Source organism: Klebsiella sp. CN_Kp106 (assembly GCF_040064575.1).
Taxonomy (GTDB): Bacteria; Pseudomonadota; Gammaproteobacteria; order Enterobacterales; family Enterobacteriaceae; genus Klebsiella; species Klebsiella michiganensis.
In genome coordinates, this window is record NZ_JBEAIG010000001.1 from 74164 (window position 1) to 94582 (window position 20419).

Consider the following 20419-nt stretch of genomic DNA (forward strand, 5'->3'; position numbering starts at 1 on the left):
CACTCATTATTAGGAAGAAGCTGAAAGTCGTCAAGACGATTTTCAAATTTTGACAGACAGCGTTGCAGCGCCCATGCCGGGCGTGCTTAGATCGTGGTTTTATTATGAGTGAGGTAAAGTGTAGTGGCTCGTCCTAAGAGTGAAGATAAAAAGCAAGCGTTACTGGAGGCCGCAACCGCCGCCTTTGCCCAATCGGGAATCGCCGCCTCAACCTCCGCCATCGCCCGCAGCGCCGGGGTTGCCGAGGGTACGCTGTTTCGCTACTTTGCCACCAAGGACGATTTGCTCAACGAGCTTTATCTGACCATAAAAGCAGACCTGGTTCAGACAATGATAGCGGGTCTCAACCCGAACGAGACCCGGCCAAAAGAGAACACGCGCAATATCTGGAATAGCTATATCGGCTGGGGCGTGCGTAACCCCATGGAGCATAAAGCGATTCGCCGGATGGCGCTGAGTGAACGGATCACCGACGAAACCCGCAACCGCGTCCAGGAGATGTTTCCCGAGCTCAATGAACTGTGCCAGCGCTCAATCAAACCCGTTTTTCAATCCGACGAGTACCGTACCTTCGGCGATGCGTTGTTTCTTTCGCTGGCCGAAACCACCATTGAATACGCCAGCCACGAGCCGGAGCGCGCCGTCCGTTTTGTCGAGCTGGGCTTTGAAGCCATGTGGCAGGCCCTTGCCGAGGACAATAGCTGATGGATCACCGCTCGCTGCATGACAACGCGCATCGTATCGCGCTGGAGCTCCCCTTTACCGAGCACTGCTGGCCGTTTGGCCCGGAGTACGATGTGTTTAAAGTCGGCGGGAAGATTTTTATGCTCACCGCGACGGTACGCGGCCGCGCGCTGGTCAACCTGAAGTGCGATCCGCAAAAATCGCTGCTTCATCAGGCGATTTACCGCAGCATCGAGCCCGGCTATCACATGAACAAAAAGCACTGGATCACCGTAGTTCCCGGCGAGGACATCAGCGTGGATCTGCTGGCGGAGCTGATCGATGATTCGTGGAATCTGATCGTCGATAAACTCAGCAAAAAAGAGCAGCAGCGCCTACGTCCGGGTTGATTTTCAGCGCTGCGCGATAAGTGTTATCGCATTTTTGCCCCTTATCATTTGCCCGCCATCGCTGTACTCTTCCTTCACGAAACGCACCCGCAAGGGGTTGTAAACAGTGAGGAAGAGTATGGATATCGTATCGGTTGCCTTAAAGCGCTACTCCACCAAGGCATTTGACGCCACCAAAAAGCTAACTGCCGAGCAGGCGGAAAACCTGAAAACGCTGCTGCAGTACAGCCCGTCAAGCACCAACTCCCAGCCGTGGCACTTTATCGTTGCCAGCAGCGATGAAGGCAAAGCGCGCGTTGCCAAAGCGGCGAGCGGCACCTACGTGTTTAACGAACGTAAAATTCTCGATGCCTCCCACGTGGTGGTGTTCTGCGCCAAAACCGCAATGGACGACGCCTGGCTTGAGCGCGTGGTGAACCAGGAAGAGGCCGATGGCCGCTTCGCAAACGCCGACGCCAAAGCCGCGAACCATAAAGGCCGCACCTTCTTTGCCGATATGCACCGCAAAGAGCTGCACGACGACGATCAGTGGATGGCGAAGCAGGTTTATCTCAACGTCGGCAACTTCCTGCTGGGCGTGGCGGCAATGGGCCTGGACGCCGTGCCGATTGAAGGCGTCGATTTCGCGATTCTCGATGCCGAATTCGACCTGAAAGCCCAGGGCTACACCAGCCTGGTGGTGGTGCCGGTCGGCCATCATAGCGTCGAAGACTTCAACGCTACGCTGCCGAAATCACGCCTGCCGCAGGCGACGACCATTACCGAGATTTAATTCCCTTCAGCCGGGAACGCCCGGGTCATGGCGCAGCTGCGCCTCGCCCGGGGCTTCCGTAGCTCTTCTCTTCGCCCTCTTTTTCCGCCGTTAGCGCTCCGCAGGAAGGATATCGCCGTTGACCCGCCTTCCGGGCGCGAACATCAACCGTTTCTCGGTCAAATACCCTGAAATAGCAGCATATTTGCCACACCGGCTAAGGCCAGCCACGGGCCGAATGCCAGCGGCTGATTGAGATCTTTTTTTGCCCCTCCTCGCTGTACGAACGCAAACAGCAATCCGCTTATCGCCGCCAGTAAAACCACATGGGGTAATGCTTGCCAGCCTAGCCAGGCCCCCAGCGCGGCCAGTAGCTTAAAATCGCCATAGCCCAGCGCATCCTTGCCTGTCAGTAGCTTGAAGAGCCAGAACAGGCACCACAAGCAGAGATATCCTGCCACTGCGCCAATCGTCGCCTGCGGCAACGAAACAAAACACGACTGAAGATTAAACAGTAAGCCGATCCACAATAAGGGCAGCGTCAGGACATCGGGTAGCAGCTGTCGGTGATAATCAATAACGGCCAGGATCAATAAAAAAGAGACGAATACCCAGGCGCCACAAAGCGCCAGCCCCGGCGGAAATACACGCGCGGTTAAGACAAACAGCGCGGCGGTGGCCGCCTCAACCAGCGGATACTGCGCGGAAATAGGCGCGCCGCAACAGCGAGCCTTGCCCTTTAACAACAGGAAACTCAGCAGAGGTATATTATCCCTTGCGGCAACAGGAGTATGACAATATGGGCAACGAGAGTGCGGCAATACCAGATTAAAGCGCGCCGTGGGTTCAGATGAAGGCAGTGACAGCTGCAGCAACGCCTCACGCTGCCAGTGTTTCTCGAGCATTACGGGTAAGCGGCAGATCACCACATTGAGAAAACTCCCGACGATAGCGCCTGTCGCCCCAAGACCAAACCACCAAATGATGGGATACGTGGATGAAAAAGCCACTAATAATGTCATAAAGCGCCCTCTGCGGGTCCAGCATCTCCCTCTTTTTCCTGTCGGAGGGGGACATCACGGATCAAAATAATTGCCCCTGCGTCTGCCAGGCTATCTGGCCCCGCTCGTTAGCCCGGCCAACCTTCGCTATCAATGGTTTCATGGCCTCAGGCAGCATCGGTCCGCTCCGCACCAGTCCGTTAAATCGATAGCCGCCGCCAGCCCCCACGACTCCCCTTCCCTCGATGTTCAGATGAGGAGAGTCCTGTTTCAGGACCAACGCCAGTTCCCCTTTTCCGTTGCAGCTCAACTCTCCGTCAACATCGGTGAGATCCAAATCGCCCAGAGGCGTCGCCATCTGAGCCTGCCGCCACTTGATGACGCCGCCAAGACGCTGGCAGCCATGGGAGGTAAACTCCCCCTGGTGCAATTGCAGCTGCAGCCCCCCTTTGAGGGTCATCGCTAACGCCAGCGGCAGCTGCTGGCGGACAAAATCGGCAGGAGCGGAAAGTTGCCACTCATACCATTCAAGATCGTGCCAACCGCGTAAAGTTCCTGTTCCCTGCAAGCCACGGGGATCCCGCAACGCGACTTTTATTGCCGGTCGCCAGGAGGAGAAAGTGAGCTGCCAATGGACGTCTTCAATCGTAACGTTGCGCCAGGTGAGCTGGTACACGCGACCTTGCCATAAAGACCCGGAAAAGCGACCGGCCTTAATATCGGCGGGCATAAAAACGCGCACTACCCCGGCAGGGGCATTTCCCGCCAGCAGCAGCAGATAACAGACCAATACAAGCACCAGCTTCTTGAGTTTAAGGCTCATCTTTACGCTCCAGCGTCAGTTTATTTACCGCTACCCATCCCGGTTTATCGCGGTACGCTGCCACCTCCAGGGCCGTAATATGGATGCGATGCTGTTGCTCCAGAGTAATCAGCCAATGCATGAATCCGTTAAAGTCGCCGGGCTCCAGCGTTATTGCCAGCTGTTGTCCCTGCGGCTGAATACGCGTGATACTCACCCCCTGAGCTGCCGCGCTCTGCGTAACAACCGCCGACACGCTGAGGTTTTCGTCACGGGCGGATAGCGGCCGTGTATCCTGTTGGCGTATACGTGGCGCCAGCTGCAACATCCGCTCTATCGTGCTCTTTTCATCGGCAATCGTGCGCTGCCATTGCGCCGCCTGCTGCCGCCACGGTAACCACAGGATGTAATAAAACAGACACGCGACAGCCAGGCCTCCGCCCCCCAATACCAGGGCACGCTCCCGTAGGCTAAGCTGTTGCCAGTAGCGCTTAAATGTATTCATCTTTTATTTCCAGCGTCAGCCGGCTCTCAACCCCATGCGGGTTCTGTTTAACCTCGCCCGGCTGCACCCGATAATGTTGCCCCGCGCCGCTCTGGAACTGCTCTAACACCAGAAAAGATGCGGCATAGAGATCAATTTTCAGCGTTTTACGCCCGGCATCATAGGACAACGCCCGCAACTCGATTTGCGGATGCTTCGCCATCAGTTGTTGCAACTGATGCATGTGTACAGCCAGTCCATCCTGCCCGGTCGGCCGTAGCTGCTGTAGGTGCTTTTGCAGCTGCGTACGAGGGTTAAGCACATTTTTATCCGCCGGGAACAGCGCCTGGTAGACCCGACGGCTTTCCTGCCGCCAATGGTCTGCCTGTTGTCCCAGCTGATAGTGAGATAAACCGGCATTCACGCACGACAAGAGTAAATAGCCGGTGAATAACATCATCACCGGCCGCCAGGGCCGTAGTCCCGCTCGCAAAGTCCCGACGCGGGCAAATTCACCCTGACGAAGATCGGCGCCATCATAGGGTTCCCCCCCGGCCGCCAGTTGCAGAAAATTCTGCGGCGTATGCGCTCGCCATTCACAACAAGGGGGGCTTAACGCAGGCGGTTGGGAATAGCTCTCAATCACCTTCGGACTCCAGATGGCTAAAAACTCGGGTAGCCAGGACGATTCCACCACCATCCCGGCGTGAGCCTCTCGCCGAAATAACCACCGATCATCGACGTTCACCGCGCTCCAGCCGTGGTCGACCCGCGGCAGCGCAAGCACATCCGGAAGCATTGTCAGCACCCGTACCCCTAGCCGATCGCAACGGCTGATCCACTGATGCATATCGCGTTTGTCGACTACCGCAACGTCACATACCTCGCCGCGCTGGTGTAAAATGGCGAAATGAAGCCCATCGACCTCCGTTGCCAGCTGCTCCTCGAGCATGAACGGCAGCAGCTGCAGACGCTGGCGCCCGGCGTTAGGCGGAAGCGTCACTTGATGGAAAACAAACTCACTCGCAGGGACCAGGATATGTGCCGGATAAGTCGCGAAAAGATGCGTTAATCTCTCATCGTTTTCCCCCGTCGCCAGTTCGCCTTGCTCATCCCCGCCTGGCGAACGGAAAGACCACCGCACGGGCTGTTTTTCATCACCGGGCAAATGCAGTATCAACCGGGCCTGTAGACGCGATTTTTTGCTCTTCATTAGGGCTCCCTCAGCATGCTGAATCCAGGCTGTCGTCGTATCACCTGGAAGCGATGACCCGACTTGCTCAACAGGCTGCGCTGGCTATAGTGAATGTCCCCCACCTGCACATTAAAATCGGCAAAAAACAGATCGCTCTTTACGGTCAATACGTACTTGATCGCAGAGGTATCCCTGTCCTTAAGCGCCTCCTGAGCCAAAAATGCTGTTGTGCTATTCCAGCCGCCGTGCGGACGTTGCTGTAGCAGCTTCTTCGCCCCCGCGGGATCCAGTTCCCCCACAAATAGCGCCGCGAATAAGGGACTTTGCGACTCGCTCAACGTATTGATATTTATCGACAGCGTCTGGACAGGCAGTACGCAAACATAGGGCAAAAGGCGACGATAAAGTTCGGCATCAACGCCAGAAACGGTCCGCAGCTCGCTGATATCCTGCATCGGTTGATGCGCGGGTAGATACGGCGCCGATTGCGGCCCGTCGCGCGCATCTTCACTCCCCTCGATTCCCAGCGCATTATCGCTGTCTATCCAGTCGCTCAGGGCTGCGGTTATCTGCGTCGCACGCAATGCCCCCTCACCCAGGTTGATAAGTAACTGTCTGAAAACCTGTCTGGAGTAAGGTAACGTCGACTGCCTTCCCTCGCCGGCGCCCCCCTGGTTAATCGCATTGAGATTAAAACAGGCCTGTCCATCAACGATCAGCCCGGAGACTTCGCCATCATCAATGGTAAAACGGCGAGGTCCCTGCGCCCACTTTTGGGCTAAATCCGTTTTATTCGGTGAACCAGATGCGTCTCTCTGTAGTATTTTTGCGGCCAATGATTCCGCCGACCGGGCATACCATTTCGCCCGCAGACGCTCCACTTGAGCCATCGTCCGCTGCCAGGCTCGGCCATTACGCTCGGCTATCGTTGTCGACATGGTCACCATGAGCGCCAGAATCAGCAATACCACCAGCAACGCTACGCCTCTTTGCCGCCGCTTCATGCTTGCTCTCCGGTCGTGACGAAAAATAAGCGGCTCACTTCACCCACGTCGGCCACGACTAACGACACTTCAATTCCCTCGGGTAAACGCGTTGTGTCGTTCCAGCTATCGCGCCACATACCGTTGGCAAAAAAGCGCAAACGAAAAGCGCTCACGTCTTTCAGCAAAACCTTCACGATTGGCTCTTCCCCAGCCTGCGGATCCGTATGAACATAGTTCAGCCGCTCCAGCTGCTGATGGCGCAGACGATACCCCACCCGCTGCAGCTCGGAGCGGGGTAATATTCCCATCGGGTTTTGCCAACCGTTACGCATGAAGGAGATGCTCCAGTCCGCACTTTGGCGCTGATAACGAGCAGCGTAGAACAGTCGTTCATCCCCTCGCGGAGGGCGCGGGATGATCTGACCAAAGTCGCCCTCCAGGTAAACGAAGGCGCGCTGAAGCTCGGTTAACCGTTGTACCTGACGCTGTGCCATCTCATCATTGCGCATCACCCCCTGTAATATCTGGAAAGCGCTGAGACTCAACGCTGCAAAAATGGCTAATGCGAGTAACATTTCCAGCAGCGTAAAACCTCGTTCGCGGCAACGGCTCATTCGTGCACCACGTAGCTGCGTAAAGAAAATATCGCCGCGGCATCTTGTTTATGGCGCCGCACTTCAATATCCAGCGCCCGTAGCTGGCTGAGCTCTGTATCAACCCCCTGCCAGCTGAGATACCACTCTTCTCCGGCATAGGTCACCGAAGCGCCCGTCGCGCTTTTTTCGGGCCATAGTTTGTTGAGATGTAATCTGACCTGTTGGTTATCGGCCAGCCAACTTGCCAGCATTTTCTCTTTCATCATGCCTGCGTTTCTGGCCTGCTGGGCGGTGGTTTGCAGCAGGGTTAGCCCGGCCAGAGCAAAAATGGCCAGCGCCACCAGAACCTCCAGCAGCGTCATCCCTTTTTGTTTATTCATGGCGCGCCTCCTTTTGCCGATGTCGCAATCGCGCCGCTTTCATCTACCCGCAGCCAGACTTCGGAGCGATCGTTTTTCTCGCCGAAAATTAATGTAAAGGGCGTAATCTCCCCGCCAGGCAATAGCAAAATATCGGGGTCCGCCGCCGGTTCCGCGGTTGGCGGCCACTCCTGCAGAGGAGGGAGACGTAGCGTGAGCGGCTGGTTATCCGGAACGTGGCCGCCTAACGCAGCCTGACGCGGTTGCCATATTTGCCAGACGTAGCCCTGCCAACGATCCGAATGCGCAACCGAAGAACGCGTTTCCGCCGCCTGGCTTTGCAGCACCTGAAACTGCCAGCCATTGGGCCGAATCTGGATCCCCAGTAGCCGATCGTTTTGCATACCGCTATCCATGGCAAACTCCAGCTGCGCCTGAAAGCGTTGCAACTGTTGCTCCGCGGTATCCTGCTGCATGGCCGGAAATGACATGATGACCAGACTGGCCGCGCTCCCCATCAGCAGCACAACAAGCATCATTTCCAGCACGGTAAAACCACGCTGACGCACTATTTCTTACCCAGCGTCCAGTTACCGATATCATCGTCAGTACCCGGCACGCCATCTTGCCCGGAGGAGAATATGTCTATCTGTCCGTGCTGACCCGGGCTGACTAGCTGATAATCCCCACCCCACGGGTCCTGAGGCAAACGGCGAATATAACCATCCTGGGGATAATGACGCGCTTCGGGTGGTACCGACGGTTTCGTGATTAGCGCCTGCAGCCCCTGCTCCGTGGTGGGATATCGGCTGTTATCCAATTTATACATATCCAGCGCGCTCTCTAACGCCACAATATCGCTGACGACTTTTTGACGATCGGCTTTATCTTTATTTCCCATCAGATTAGGTACAACTAAACTTGCCAGAATGCCCATAATGACAATGACCACCATGATTTCCAGCAGCGTAAAACCACGCTGACTCTGTCGCCGCATTTTAATCTCCTTATATTTGCCCATCAGATTCACATGCTGATTAAATTATTTAATTGCAGGATCGGTTGCAGAATGGCGATGACGATAAATAACACTATTGCCGCCATACCAACGATCAAGAGAGGTTCAAACAGCCCCAGCGCTAATTGCATGTGAGACGTCAATTCCCGGTCCTGGTTATCCGCAGCATGTTCCAGCATGCTGTCCAGTTCCCCACTACGTTCACCGCTGGCGATCATATGGCGCATCATGGGGGGAAAGAGTTCGGTCATTTCCAGCGCGCGATGCAGGCTAACCCCCTCGCGCACCGATTCCGTCGCTAACGACAGCTGTTGACGCGCATATTCGTTGGTGAGCACCTCGCCGCTAATACGCATCGCTTGCAGCAACGGCACGGAACTGGCGTTCAGAATACTCAGCGTTCTGGCATAACGAGCGGTATTCAGGCCGCGGGCAACGCGCCCAATAATGGGCAGGCGCAGCAGCCGATGATGAAAAGCAATACGTCGACTTTCATGGCGTAGCAATCGACGAATCAGCACTAGCCCGGCGAACAGCAGCAACAGTATCCCGGGACCAAAAGTGCGAACCCCGTCGCTCATCGCCATGAGCACTCGCGTTGATAGCGGTAGCGCCTGCTTCATATGAATAAACTGCTCGACGATCCTGGGCACGACGGCAGAAAGAAGCGTGGCAACGACGCTAATAGCGACAACGGTGAGCACGCAGGGATAAATCATGGCCTGCATGATGCGCGCGCGCATTTGCTGGCGCTGTTCGGTGTAATCAGCGAGTCGATTCAGAACCTGGTCCAGGTGACCAGAAGCTTCACCCGCCGCCACCATCGCGCAGTACAACCGCTCAAAACTGGCAGGATATCCTGCCATCGCTTCCGCCAGCGAATGACCTTCAAGAACTTTGCTACGCACGGCGGCCATCAGGCTACGCTGGCGCGGTTTTTCACTTTGTTTTGCCACCGCATCCAGCGCATCTTCCAGAGGTAAAGCGGCAGCGACCAGCGTCGCCAACTGGCGAGTCAGTAGCGCCAGATCGGCGCTGCTTATTCCACGCGACCAGGAAATACGCCACCCGCGTTTATTCCGCCCGGCCTCATTCAGCCCTTCGACCAGCGCCAGCGGAACCAGCCCTTGTTCTCGTAAGCGTTGACGAGCATGACGAGCGGAATCTGCCTCCAGGCTCCCCCGCCGCTTTTTACCCCGCTCGTCTAATACCTGATAGTGGAATAACACGCGGTCACTCCTTTTCCTGAGACTGGTTTTCAGTCACCCGGATGACCTCTTCCCAGCTTGTCTCGCCGGACAGGGCTTTTTCCAGCCCGGCATAGCGTAACGTTTTGTATTCATGCTCCAGTAAGCGGGCAATCGCGAACTCGCCGTGGCCCTTATGGATTGCGGTACGGATCCTATCGTCAATCAGCAGTAATTCATGTATCCCGGTACGCCCACGATAGCCAGTAAAGCCGCATTGCGGACATCCCTTCGGCTGCCATAAGCGAGTTCCGGGCGCAATCCCCATCTGATGGGCCAACGCGGGATCGACTAAGTAGGGCTGGCGGCAATCGGGGCAAAGAGTCCGCACCAGCCTCTGCGCCAATACGGCCAATAACGACGTAGACAGTAAAAAAGGTTCAATCCCCATATCTTGCAGACGTGATAATGCCCCCAACGCACTGTTGGTATGGAGTGTTGAAAGAACCAAATGCCCGGTCAAGGATGCCTGAACCGCAATCTGCGCGGTTTCACTATCGCGGATCTCCCCAACCAGTACGACATCAGGGTCCTGACGCAGAATGGCGCGTAAACCGCGCGCAAAAGTCATCTCTACTTTGGCGTTTACCTGCGTCTGACCAATACCCTCGAGCTCATACTCAATAGGATCTTCAATCGTCATAATATTGCGTTCACTCGCATTGAGACGACTCAACGCCGCATAAAGCGTCGTGCTCTTCCCTGAACCTGTCGGACCGGTGACGAGGAGAATACCGTGCGGCCGCTGAATCAGTTCATCGATCTGCTGCTGGTGCGATAATGACATGCCTAATGTCGACAGATCCAAATTCACGCTGCTTTTATCCAGCAAACGCAGAACAATTCGTTCACCGTAATGAGAAGGTAAAGTCGACACTCGCACATCAATCGCCCGGCCGCCAATGCGTAACGCCATGCGCCCATCCTGAGGAATACGCTTTTCCGCGATATCCAACCGCGCCATAACCTTAATACGAGAGATCAATAAAGAAGCCAGACGGCGCTGAGGGCGTAATATTTCACGCAGTACGCCATCTACCCGAAAGCGAATTTGCAAATGACGTTCATAGGTTTCGATGTGAATATCTGACGCTTTATCCTTAATCGCCTCGGTCAGCATGGCATTAATCAGACGGATTATCGGAGCATCATCATCGGCATCCAGCAAATCATCGCTGTCAGGTAACTCTTCCTCCAGGGTATAAAAATCCACTTCGTTGCCGATATCAACCATCAGTCGCCGCGTTTCGGTTGAGTCTCGCTGGTAACTACTAATCAGTTGTTTCTCAAACTCCGCATTCGATAGCGTACGAATATTCAGGGCACACCCGGCAACCCTACGGGTTTCAAGCAACGCTGCGGCTGTCGTTTCCACGACACGCAGCACCCGGCATTCAGTATTCTCCCACTGCAGTAAAATGCGTTGAGCATGCGCATAGGCAAAGGGAAGCTGCGGATGCGGTTTATTCACGTCGGCAACAGGCATATTCTTTACCCCTCCTGCGAATAAAATGCGCTAATCGCCGCGCGAACCTTCAGGAAGGTGGCGCCATTTTGATCCGGAGGCAGCTTTAATACGTCATTGTTTAACGTCGCGGGGTTATCCTGATGACCACGCTGCTGAATTTGTTCCTGATTAAAAGCATGATATTTATCAGCGGATGCATGACGATACTGATCGCGATCGCGGATAATTGATGGGCGAATAAAGAGCATCAGATTACGTCTGGAGACTTTTTTACTGTTAGAGCGAAACAGGTAACCCAGAACCGGAATATCTCCCAGCACCGGGACTTTATCCACGCTATCCGTCACGCTTTTATCCAGCAGCCCTCCGACGACGACCGTTTCGCCACTTCCCACCAGCACCGCATTATTAACCGTGCGAGTATTGAAGGTCGCCCCCAGGTCAGCGCTACTGCTGGAGGCGGCGTCAGCCACGCTGGAAACCTCCTGTTCGATTTCCAGTAAAACAGAATCCCCTTCGTTAATCTGTGGCTTTACCTTCAACTTAATCCCGACCGTTTTGCGCTCCACGGTATTGAAGACGTTATCGCCAGAGGTTGTTTGCGAGCCGGAGAGCACCGGTACCTCCTGGCCGACATTGAACATGGCCTCCATATTATCCAGCGTCACGATGCTCGGCGTCGCCAAAATATCATTCTTGCTATTACTGGAAAGCGCGCTCAATAACATCGCCCAATTACCCTGATAAAACCCGGCCGCAATACCATTAAGACCGTTGAGCGTACTGGCAATCGAGCTATCCACCGCGCCCTCTTTTTTATATTGATTGGCTCCGGCAATTGCGGTCGTAATAGGTAGGCCCGTATTGGTAAATTGCGACATGCCGCTATTTTTATTGGCCCACTGAATGCCCAGATTGAGACCATCAGCATCCTGTACTTCGGCAATAATCGCTTCGACCAGGACCTGGGCGCGACGAATATCCAGCTGAGCTATCACCCCCTCCAAATCCCGCATAACGTCCGGGGCCGCCGTCAGGATCAGCGAGTTGGTTTGCTCATGCGCTTTGATAGTAATGTCTTTGCGTAATGCGATGGCCGGTTTAGCACTCTTTTGCTCGCCCTGAATAGTGTCGCCGATCCCCGTTAAGACCTCGACCAAATCGGTCGCTTTGGCATACTTCAGGTAAATGACTCTGGTGTTGCCCTGAACAAATTGTTCGCGATCCAGCTGCTTAACTATCGCGATAATTAATTGACGAGAATTCGGCTCGCCGCTAATCAATACCGAATTCGTGCGTTCATCCGCAACAACATTCGCTATCATTAAGCCCGATGACGCTGATTTACCGGCATCCCGGGTTAATTCGGTCACCATTTTGACAACGTCTGCAGCAGACGCGTAGGCCAGCGGTAACGTGACGACGCTGCGATCGCCCGCTTTATCAACGCGCTCAACTATTTCCATCAAATGTTTAATCACTCCCGCCCGTCCCGTCATCAACAGGACGTTGGAAGGCTCATAATGCACAACGCTGCCCACCCCGGCGTTATCATTCAATTGACGAAGTAACGGGACCAAATCACGGGCAGGCACATTATTGACGGACACAACGCGCGCCACGACTTCATCTCCCTTTCCCGGTTGAGCATCGCTGGCAAGAGGTACCGCCGCGGTTTTTGCATCTTTGGCGCGGACCACCTTCAGCACGCCGTTCTTCATGTCCACCACGGCAAAGCCGTATACATCCAGCACGCTCAGGAAAAACTGGTAATATTGTTCATCGTTGAGCCTATCGTAACTACGCACCGTAATCGTGCCGTGTACAGCCGGATCGATAATAATCGTTTTATTCAGGTTCTTGCTGACGGTATTAATAAACTCCTGAATATCCACCCCCTTAAAACTGGCAGAAAACTCAGCGCCCACTCCCTGCCGAATGACCAGCGAAAAAAACACCAAGACAACGATACAGAGTCTTTTGATTATTTTTATATTCAACAATTAATCATCTCCAGGCACAAAATAAATATTCTGCCGCTTACCGTCACGCTCAACGGTAAGATTCAACTCACTGAGTTCAGCAAGCTGTTTCAGTGCCTGCTGAGCCTGTTGAGTATCGCGTAAATCCATACCATTAAGCACAATAGCAAGATCGTTGTCCTGCAAACCTGATTGATAAAATAAATCCCTATTCTTACCTGCATTAAGGCGATAGCCTGCAAGTTTGTTCTCCACCATGACGGGTGCCACCTTGATATAATCAAGAATATTTTGCGGGTGTTTTTGCAACCGGGTCTTGATTTGCGCTACTGATGATTTATTGATGCTTCTTCCGGCCTCCGATTGTTCATTAAACAATAACGATTCATAGCGCCCCTGGTAAGAAATCACAATGCGGTCAGAAAGAATAGACATAATTTTGGCAGAATAACCCGGCAGGCTGTCACCGGCAAAAAGCGTCAATTGCTTGCTATCTTTGGCAATAATCGCCATCGAATTTTTAGGGTCGGAGCTCACCACAACCCCGGCCAAACGGAGTTTGAGCGACGACGGCGGCGCATGACGGAGAATATTGTCGGATACCGATCGGCCTGAGGCGGAGGAAGCGGGCGACGAAGTCCCAAAGAGGGTAAAACGATCGTTTTCCGCCGCAATTCCGCGGTCTGGTTTTGCTGGAGCGGGATTGGCTTTCGCTTTCGCCAGGTCCACATGGTATATATCGTCAGCCAGCCAGCTCCGCCAGCTCAGCAGAGCGAGCTGATTTAATATCAAGAGCGATAATCCCCACATCATCCAACGCGGAGTCAAAAACCGCGAAGTCGCTTCTCTGCATGCCAGCAACCTGCCAGATAATTGCATCTCGCCCACCTCTACCCTACTTTCTGTTTATTTACAGAGGAACTTTTATGGAACGCGACCTTTATGCCTTTGGTCATCACGATGCTAATCCTTGCTCTGTTATCCCATCAGGAAAATATTTATTAATATAACTTCCGCAATATGCCCCGCGGCATACGCAGACAATAAACCAATCGGTTCCACACAAGCACGGTTGAATATCTTACGATTATCCAGACCGCGCTTGTGTGAATAAAAAAACGAACCAATGGCAAAGTATTACGCGATACTCGCTTAATATTTTATTTATCTGCCCAGATTGATTTCAGAGGCCAGATAGTCAACGATTTTACGTTTATATCTCCGCCTTTACTGTATATCTCAATGCCTTGACTGGCCGGCTCCGGGAAAATCTGATCCGTCAGCACGACCTCGCCTTTCCCTGAGAAAACGGTAACAGATGAAGTATCGACAATAATACGCAGCGCTACCGAGGCGTCATCCGACAACGGCAGCGGGGCGCTATGGCGGGCCGCAAATCCAGAATTAAACGCATTCGCTCCCGATTTTGTACGGTCGATAAACACTTCGCCGGCCGCGGCATCATAGCCAACCAGCGTCTCCTCGCCGTGGCTCCCCGTGCGAACCTTAAAGCCCGCTTCGCTCGCGCTGCCTGGCTGCAGTTCCGCCTCGATTTCATACACCTGGCCCTGAACCTGGCCATCCGCTAATAGCGTGTCACCAGGGGCAACCACCTTCTCCTCGGACAGGGTAAACAAGGCGTTATCACGCAGCGATTTCAGCGCATCCACCGGCGTTTGTACCAGGCGAATCTTATTATCAATCGTCTGCAAACTTAACTCTCTAACCAGAGTCTGCCCGCCCCGCCACGGGGTGGTAGGAATGCTGCCCGCGTAGTTCCAGTTGCTCATCCAGCCAAGCCAATAGCGTTTACCATCAGGTGCGTCATTCCAGGTCACTGCCGCGTAAAAATCCGACCCGAAGTCCCCCCAGTTCGCAATCTGTTTGGGCCGATCGGACTGTATGATGTGATCGACCAGCACATGACCAAAACCGGCGGTGCTATTGTCCACAATCCGGATTTGCGCCATCTCTCCCTTCAGCGCGGCCACGTTCCAGGAGCGCCAGCCCAGCGTTTCCGAATTATCCCCGGTTTCGCTATAAACGACCTTGCCATCCACCAGCAGGTTAACCGTGGTCTCCGTTGATACTGGCTGCGCCGGCTCATCCCCGGCCATAAACTGGTCAGCCAGGATATGGCCATATCCACCGGTATTTTCATCAACGATCATTATCCGGGCGGACTTACCCTGATACTCTTGCACATCCCAGTGCGTCCAGTTCAGCGATTCACTGTCGCTACCGGTCGCCGACCTGACGACTTTACCATCGACCAACAGCACGACGGCCGCCGCGCCTTCCGCGCCATAAGGATGATTACCGCCGCCAACGAGGAAGTTGATGTAGGGTTTATTGATGGTGAAGTTCGCTGAGGTCAGGGTCCCCGTCACCGCATCTCCCCCTTTACCCACTAATTCACCAAAATAGCTGTTGACCAGTTTCCCGCCCATAAAACCGGAAACCTGCTGCTGCGTCGCTATCGTGCCGCTGGCAACGACCTGACCAACAAAATCGCCGTTTGAGGTCCAACCAATATCATCATAGGTTGCGCCATCTTCCCCCTCAAAATCGGCACCGGCAAACAGCAGATCGCCGGAAGGCGGAACGCTGTCTTCAACCGCATCCGGGTTACGCGGATGGTTGCCGCCGCCGACCAGCAGATTGATGTAGCGATCGGTAATTTTAAACGCCGGAGACGTTACGCTGCCGACGCTGGCATCACCATTAATGAAGGTATTGACGAGCTGCTCTCCCAGATACTGGCTAACGCCAGACTGCCCGGCGCGGTCACCTTTAGACAGATAAGCCCCCTGCAAATCTTTTGTTGCCGTCCAGCCGGATTCGCTCTCGCTTTCCTCGAAATCGGCAATGAGTGAACCGACGGGCGCCTCGCCGTTGAACACGCTATCATCATCAGGCGTGAAACGTTCACCATCAAAGTGACCAATAAAATACTGATTACCCGATCCGCCAGCAGGCCCGCCGGGATTGATATTTATGACCATTACCCATTTTTTATTATTACTGTCACCATCAACGGGCAGTTCAAATAAATCAGGACATTCCCAGACGCCACCAACGGCATTCTCCGGACCAAATTCGCTCATAAAGTTCCAATTACGCAAATCGGTCGATGAATAAAATACCGCTTTATGCTGAGTCGCAATGACCGCCACCATGATCCATTTGTTTTCCGGCGCATACCAGAATATTTTAGGATCGCGAAACTCCTTAAACTGACTCTCATAGCCCGCTGGCGGTAAAGGGATGACCGGATTATCTTCATACTGCGTCCAGGTTCGCCCTTTATCCAGGCTATAAGCAATAGACTGCGCCTGGGTTCCCGCCGCGATGGTCTTTCCATTATCCAGCGTCATGTCGGTTGGATAATAGCTGGTGTACATAGCCACCATTGCCGGCCGATCCGCTTTGCCAAAACCGCTGCTATTATTGAAATCAACTACCGCGCTGCCGGAAAAATACATCTGCGTGACGTTACCATCGGCATCTTTTTCCACCGGCAGCGCAACGGGAAGCTCCTCCCAATAGACCAGATCCCGACTGACGGCATGTCCCCACGAGAGATCTCCCCAGCTATTGCCATTCGGATTATATTGATAAAAAAGATGATATTCGCCGTCAAAATAAACCATGCCGTTAGGGTCGTTTTGCCAGTTTTTAGCCGCAGTAAACTGTAGCTGAGGGCGATATTTTTCAAGATACGATGACTGCTGATGTGAGGAATGATTCTCGCTATAATCATCCGAATTATCACACCCCGCCAGTAACGCTAAACTTGCCAGAGTAATAAGGGTAAGTCTATTTTTCAGAAAAAAATGATGTTTCATATACTGTCCTTATATATTCTTTCGTTCTGTTCCAATACTTGATATTTAAAAAACAAGTTTAATGAGGAGATATAATACGTTATCCATAACTTATATTATTTTAATAATTTGAACTATCTCCTCATTATTATTTATGCCAGGAACCCGGCCCAGTAGCCAAAAATGCCGATAATAAATATGACGATAATCATCAGCAGCGGGTTCACCTTCTTACGGAGTAGCTTTGCCACAAACAGGGTTAACAGCAGCGGTAACATACCCGGCAATAGCTGATCCAATATCCCCTGGACCGTTGTCACGACGACCTGCCCATCCGCGCCGGTAATGCGGGAGACGACAATCGGCACATTGATCGTTGTCCATCGACAAACCAGCGCCCCCATAATAAACAGTCCCAGGATTGACGCTGACTCGGTCAGTTTCTGGATTCGATTACCGCCGAGATCGGTTAATATCTCACGCCCTTTTTCATAACCGTATTTCAAACCGAAATATTTCACCGCCAGACGAATAGCGTTAAAAGCGAAAAAGAAGAACAACGGGCCAAGCACATTTCCGCCCAGGGCCAGGGAAGCCCCCAGCGCCGCGAGAACCGGGCGAATCGTCCCCCAAAAGATCGGATCTCCGACGCCAGCAAACGGCCCCATCAGGCCCACTTTTACGCCGCTGATGCTGCTACCATCAATATTCGCGCCGTTGGCCTTCTCTTCCTCCATCGCCCCTGTCACCCCCAGAATCGGTGCAGTACAGAAAGGCTGCGTGTTGAACCATTCAAGGTGACGCTTCAAGGCTTCATTACGTTCCGCGCCCGGCCCATACAGGCGTTTAATGGCGGGGATCATGATGAAGCAGTAGCCCATCGCCTGTACACGTTCAAAGTTAAATGAACCGAGCAGGAAATTTGAACGGATAAACATGTTAATAATATCACCGCGGGTTAATTTTTTTTCACCCTGAGCGGCGGCGTGTCTCGTCATTATAGTGTTCTTCATTATGCATCCAAATCGTCGTTATTATTTAAAGAAGCCGGCCCACCATCCGCCACGGCGGTCAGGGTTTTAGGCTGGTATTTTGGACTCAGCTGTATATACAGCAACGCACCGACTAATCCCATTCCCCCTAAACCAACAAGGTTGAAACTGGTAAAAGCCGCAATCAAGAAACCGGCAAAAAAGAACGGCATAAGATATTTGACGCTCATCATATTGATGACCATGGCATAACCCACAACAACAATAATACCGCCGCCAATTTGCAGACCATGCGTCACTACTGGCGGAATACCGTTCAACATGGCCTGCACCGAATCAACGCTCATCATGACCACCACAAAGGTGGGAATCATCACGCGCAGCGCCTGGAAACCAAGCGCAGTGATATGCATGATTTCGATACCGCGCATATTGCCCTTTTCAGCATAGGTATCCGCCCGGTGGATCAAGAACACCGTCATCGTTCTGACAAAAATCGTCAGCGCCTGACCCGCAGCGGCTAACGCGACGGCAATCGCGATGCCTTCGCCAATCCCCTGATTTGTATTAATCACCAGAATGGTCGATATCACCGAGGCAATGGCGGTATCCGGCGCCATCGCCAGCCCAACGTTCATCCACCCGAGGGCCATCATTTCCAGCGTACCGCCAAGAATGATACCGGTAGTCATATCGCCAAGTACCCAGCCAACCAGCGTACAGGCAACAAGTGGACGATGCGTTTGCCCTTCATCCAGCACGCTACCCATCCCGGTAATGGCTGCAATCACCAGCAGCAATATAATTTGTATAGTGGTCATGATTCCCTCGATTATTTTAATTTGGAGATAAAGTCGACGGCGGCATCAGACGGCAGTTGGCGTAATTCCAGACTTACGCCCAACGCATGCAAAGCATGAAATGCCGCAACATCGTCTGAGGTTACGCTGACGGATTTGGTAATTTGCTCGCGATCGTTCTCAAAGCGCATTCCGCCAACATTCACGCTTTTAATCGCGACGCCGCCTTCGATTAACCGCAGAACATCCCCCGGTTTTTCAAATAGCAGAAATGCGCTGACCCCTGCGTAGCGAGGGCTATGCCAGGCGTTAATCATTTTTTCCACGGACACCACGCTAGCAATCATGCCTGAAGGAGCAACAGAGATGAGCAGAGACTTGCGTAATTCATCCGCCGCCACGGCATCAGAGACGACAATTAAACGATCGGCTGGATACGCTTTTACCCAACGGGTAACCACCTGGCCATGAATAAAACGATCGTCGATACGTGATAATAAAACATTCATTTCAAAGATGATCCTCTTCTGTATTATTGTTATTTAAACTGTATTTGAGAGACTTAATGCCATCTCTTGCCGTTTGTTTTGAGATATCGACTAATTGCAGGTATTCCCCCACGCTCTCTCGCTCTAAAAACACGTTGATCAGCATCGGAACATTGACCCCGGTTATTACATCCCAGTTATCTTTTTTCATCGATAGCAGGCTGGCCGCATTGAAAGGGCTACCGGCGTAAATATCAACCAGAAAGATAACGCCATCTCGTTGGTCCAACGTCTGGAGAACGTTTTCAAACTTAGTGACCAACGTATCAACGTTTTCCCCAGGTAGAAAATCAATCGTAGCGATATTTTCCTGCTGCCCGACGATCATCTGAGTGGTATTAATCAAAGGTCCTGCGGCTGCGCCATGAGTAGCAACTATGATTGCTGTATTCATTGATTCAAATTCCTGTTTAAACCATCACGTCTGCTTTTAGTAAATGAAACCATAACCGTGTTGAGCGAAAATAATATACGAGTCTGTACCAGCAAAGAATGTGCCAGGTTAGTGTATTAAGGACGTTAACAGGGCTGAGAAGGTGATGAACTCGGGGTTTGTGAACGGTGGTATATTTTGTGTATTAAAATATCAATACACTAGAACCGGGAATTTAGGATACGAACCCATGTGTATCGCACTATTATTATAGCGTGGATCTTAAGAAATGTTAGCCGAAGGCGTGATGGATTCACTGGGGGATAAATCAGAAAGTATAAAAGCAAATATGAGAACAAGATCGCAATAAAGAAAGCCTGCCGCGCTAATTCGTGACAACCGGGGGTAACTTGCTAGAATGCTGTTTTTTAGATAAGAGTAAGATTATTGCCATGCGGTCATTCCGTTTTTGCCATTTTATGCTGATTGCATTTCTGCTAGTCAGCACAGGTTGTCAACAATCCCGTTCTTCATTACAACAAAAGCCTATTCCTCCTGACGAGCAAATAGAACAACTGGCCTCCGTGAGCGCCAGCGCAAAATATCTAAAATATCAATGTCACCGCAGTGATTTACCCAGCGACGCGGTCATGAACAACGCTATCGATAAGGTAGCCAGGCAGCGGGGTTGGGATATCGCTGAAGATAAAGCCGTGTCGCAGCGCAGTGAGCAAATTTATCAACATCTGCAGCGCGACAGCACGCCAGAATCAACCAAGTGTAGTAGCTTTAATCGTCTACTGAAGCCTTTCATCGACGCTCTACCCACAGCATTTAACGGCCAGTAGGCGAAAAACGTCACGCTTCACCGGACAGGACAAAACGCCCGGCGCCGGAGAACCTGCACATTCTGAACG

General features: G+C 52.7%; 20 protein-coding genes and 1 pseudogene. 4 read left to right on the forward strand and 17 right to left on the reverse strand.

The window, feature by feature from the left end:
* Positions 1-123 precede the first annotated feature (123 nt).
* The 3 genes from ABLU96_RS00300 (at position 124) to nfsB (ending at position 1845) form a co-directional block, all read left to right on the forward strand.
* Complete coding sequence (locus ABLU96_RS00300; RefSeq protein WP_004848568.1) at positions 124-705, forward strand: TetR/AcrR family transcriptional regulator; 582 nt, start codon at positions 124-126, stop codon at positions 703-705.
* On the forward strand, positions 705-1073 hold the full coding sequence (locus ABLU96_RS00305; protein WP_014228308.1) for an MmcQ/YjbR family DNA-binding protein: 369 nt from the start codon (positions 705-707) through the stop codon (positions 1071-1073). Before ABLU96_RS00300 ends, ABLU96_RS00305 begins: the two co-directional genes overlap by 1 nt.
* Positions 1074-1191: 118 nt before the next feature.
* Positions 1192-1845, forward strand: coding sequence for an oxygen-insensitive NAD(P)H nitroreductase (nfsB, locus tag ABLU96_RS00310; RefSeq protein ID WP_014228307.1), 654 nt, complete (start codon positions 1192-1194; stop codon positions 1843-1845).
* A 158-nt stretch (positions 1846-2003) separates the two neighbouring features.
* Here nfsB and ABLU96_RS00315 read toward each other — a convergent pair whose 3' ends face one another.
* The 17 genes and pseudogenes from ABLU96_RS00315 to ABLU96_RS00395 all read right to left on the reverse strand — a co-directional run bounded on the left by ABLU96_RS00315 (position 2004) and on the right by ABLU96_RS00395 (position 19523).
* A complete protein-coding gene (locus tag ABLU96_RS00315) occupies positions 2004-2846 on the reverse strand; it encodes an A24 family peptidase (protein WP_048263543.1) in 843 nt (280 codons plus the stop codon).
* A gap of 61 nt (positions 2847-2907) precedes the next feature.
* Positions 2908-3648: a type II secretion system protein N gene (locus tag ABLU96_RS00320; protein WP_064358069.1), complete on the reverse strand. Its 741-nt coding sequence runs from the start codon at positions 3646-3648 to the stop codon at positions 2908-2910.
* Positions 3638-4132, reverse strand: coding sequence for a type II secretion system protein M (locus ABLU96_RS00325; protein ID WP_014228304.1), 495 nt, complete (start codon positions 4130-4132; stop codon positions 3638-3640). The genes ABLU96_RS00320 and ABLU96_RS00325 overlap by 11 nt, the downstream gene beginning before the upstream one ends.
* Positions 4119-5324, reverse strand: a complete 1206-nt coding sequence (gspL, locus tag ABLU96_RS00330; protein WP_064405499.1) for a type II secretion system protein GspL — start codon at positions 5322-5324, stop codon at positions 4119-4121. Before gspL ends, ABLU96_RS00325 begins: the two co-directional genes overlap by 14 nt.
* On the reverse strand, positions 5324-6310 hold the full coding sequence (gspK, locus tag ABLU96_RS00335) for a type II secretion system minor pseudopilin GspK (protein ID WP_348862241.1): 987 nt from the start codon (positions 6308-6310) through the stop codon (positions 5324-5326). The genes gspL and gspK overlap by 1 nt, the downstream gene beginning before the upstream one ends.
* Positions 6307-6906: a type II secretion system minor pseudopilin GspJ gene (gene gspJ / locus ABLU96_RS00340; RefSeq protein ID WP_072065692.1), complete on the reverse strand. Its 600-nt coding sequence runs from the start codon at positions 6904-6906 to the stop codon at positions 6307-6309. Before gspJ ends, gspK begins: the two co-directional genes overlap by 4 nt.
* Positions 6903-7268, reverse strand: coding sequence for a type II secretion system minor pseudopilin GspI (gene gspI / locus ABLU96_RS00345; protein WP_048263547.1), 366 nt, complete (start codon positions 7266-7268; stop codon positions 6903-6905). The genes gspJ and gspI overlap by 4 nt, the downstream gene beginning before the upstream one ends.
* Positions 7265-7816 (reverse strand): type II secretion system minor pseudopilin GspH, encoded by a 552-nt coding sequence (gene gspH, locus ABLU96_RS00350; RefSeq protein ID WP_064374605.1) that lies wholly within the window; start codon positions 7814-7816, stop codon positions 7265-7267. Before gspH ends, gspI begins: the two co-directional genes overlap by 4 nt.
* Positions 7816-8244: a type II secretion system major pseudopilin GspG gene (gene gspG, locus ABLU96_RS00355; RefSeq protein WP_042944533.1), complete on the reverse strand. Its 429-nt coding sequence runs from the start codon at positions 8242-8244 to the stop codon at positions 7816-7818. The genes gspH and gspG overlap by 1 nt, the downstream gene beginning before the upstream one ends.
* A 29-nt stretch (positions 8245-8273) precedes the next feature.
* On the reverse strand, positions 8274-9494 hold the full coding sequence (gene gspF / locus ABLU96_RS00360) for a type II secretion system inner membrane protein GspF (RefSeq protein WP_048263548.1): 1221 nt from the start codon (positions 9492-9494) through the stop codon (positions 8274-8276).
* Positions 9495-9498: 4 nt separating this feature from the next.
* On the reverse strand, positions 9499-10998 hold the full coding sequence (gene gspE, locus ABLU96_RS00365; RefSeq protein WP_233933023.1) for a type II secretion system ATPase GspE: 1500 nt from the start codon (positions 10996-10998) through the stop codon (positions 9499-9501).
* 5 nt (positions 10999-11003) lie between these two features.
* Positions 11004-12950 carry a type II secretion system secretin GspD gene (gene gspD / locus ABLU96_RS00370; protein ID WP_086073926.1) on the reverse strand — a complete coding sequence of 649 codons (1947 nt, stop codon included), beginning with the start codon at positions 12948-12950 and terminating at the stop codon, positions 11004-11006.
* 33 nt (positions 12951-12983) lie between these two features.
* Positions 12984-13841: a type II secretion system protein GspC gene (gspC, locus tag ABLU96_RS00375; protein ID WP_064405497.1), complete on the reverse strand. Its 858-nt coding sequence runs from the start codon at positions 13839-13841 to the stop codon at positions 12984-12986.
* 281 nt (positions 13842-14122) lie between these two features.
* A complete protein-coding gene (locus ABLU96_RS00380) occupies positions 14123-16810 on the reverse strand; it encodes a glycoside hydrolase family 32 protein (protein WP_064405494.1) in 2688 nt (895 codons plus the stop codon).
* Between the two features lie 131 nt (positions 16811-16941).
* Entirely contained in the window at positions 16942-17787 is an 846-nt protein-coding gene (locus ABLU96_RS00385) for a mannose/fructose/sorbose PTS transporter subunit IID (RefSeq protein ID WP_048263552.1), read from the reverse strand.
* Positions 17788-17801: 14 nt separating this feature from the next.
* Positions 17802-18602, reverse strand: coding sequence for a PTS mannose/fructose/sorbose transporter subunit IIC (locus tag ABLU96_RS00390; RefSeq protein ID WP_014228290.1), 801 nt, complete (start codon positions 18600-18602; stop codon positions 17802-17804).
* An 11-nt stretch (positions 18603-18613) separates the two neighbouring features.
* Positions 18614-19523, reverse strand: a pseudogene (locus ABLU96_RS00395) (mannose/fructose/sorbose PTS transporter subunit IIB).
* Positions 19524-19954: 431 nt separating this feature from the next.
* Here ABLU96_RS00395 and gspS point away from each other — a divergent pair.
* Complete coding sequence (gene gspS / locus ABLU96_RS00400; RefSeq protein ID WP_064405595.1) at positions 19955-20350, forward strand: type II secretion system pilot lipoprotein GspS; 396 nt, start codon at positions 19955-19957, stop codon at positions 20348-20350.
* Positions 20351-20419 lie beyond the last annotated feature (69 nt).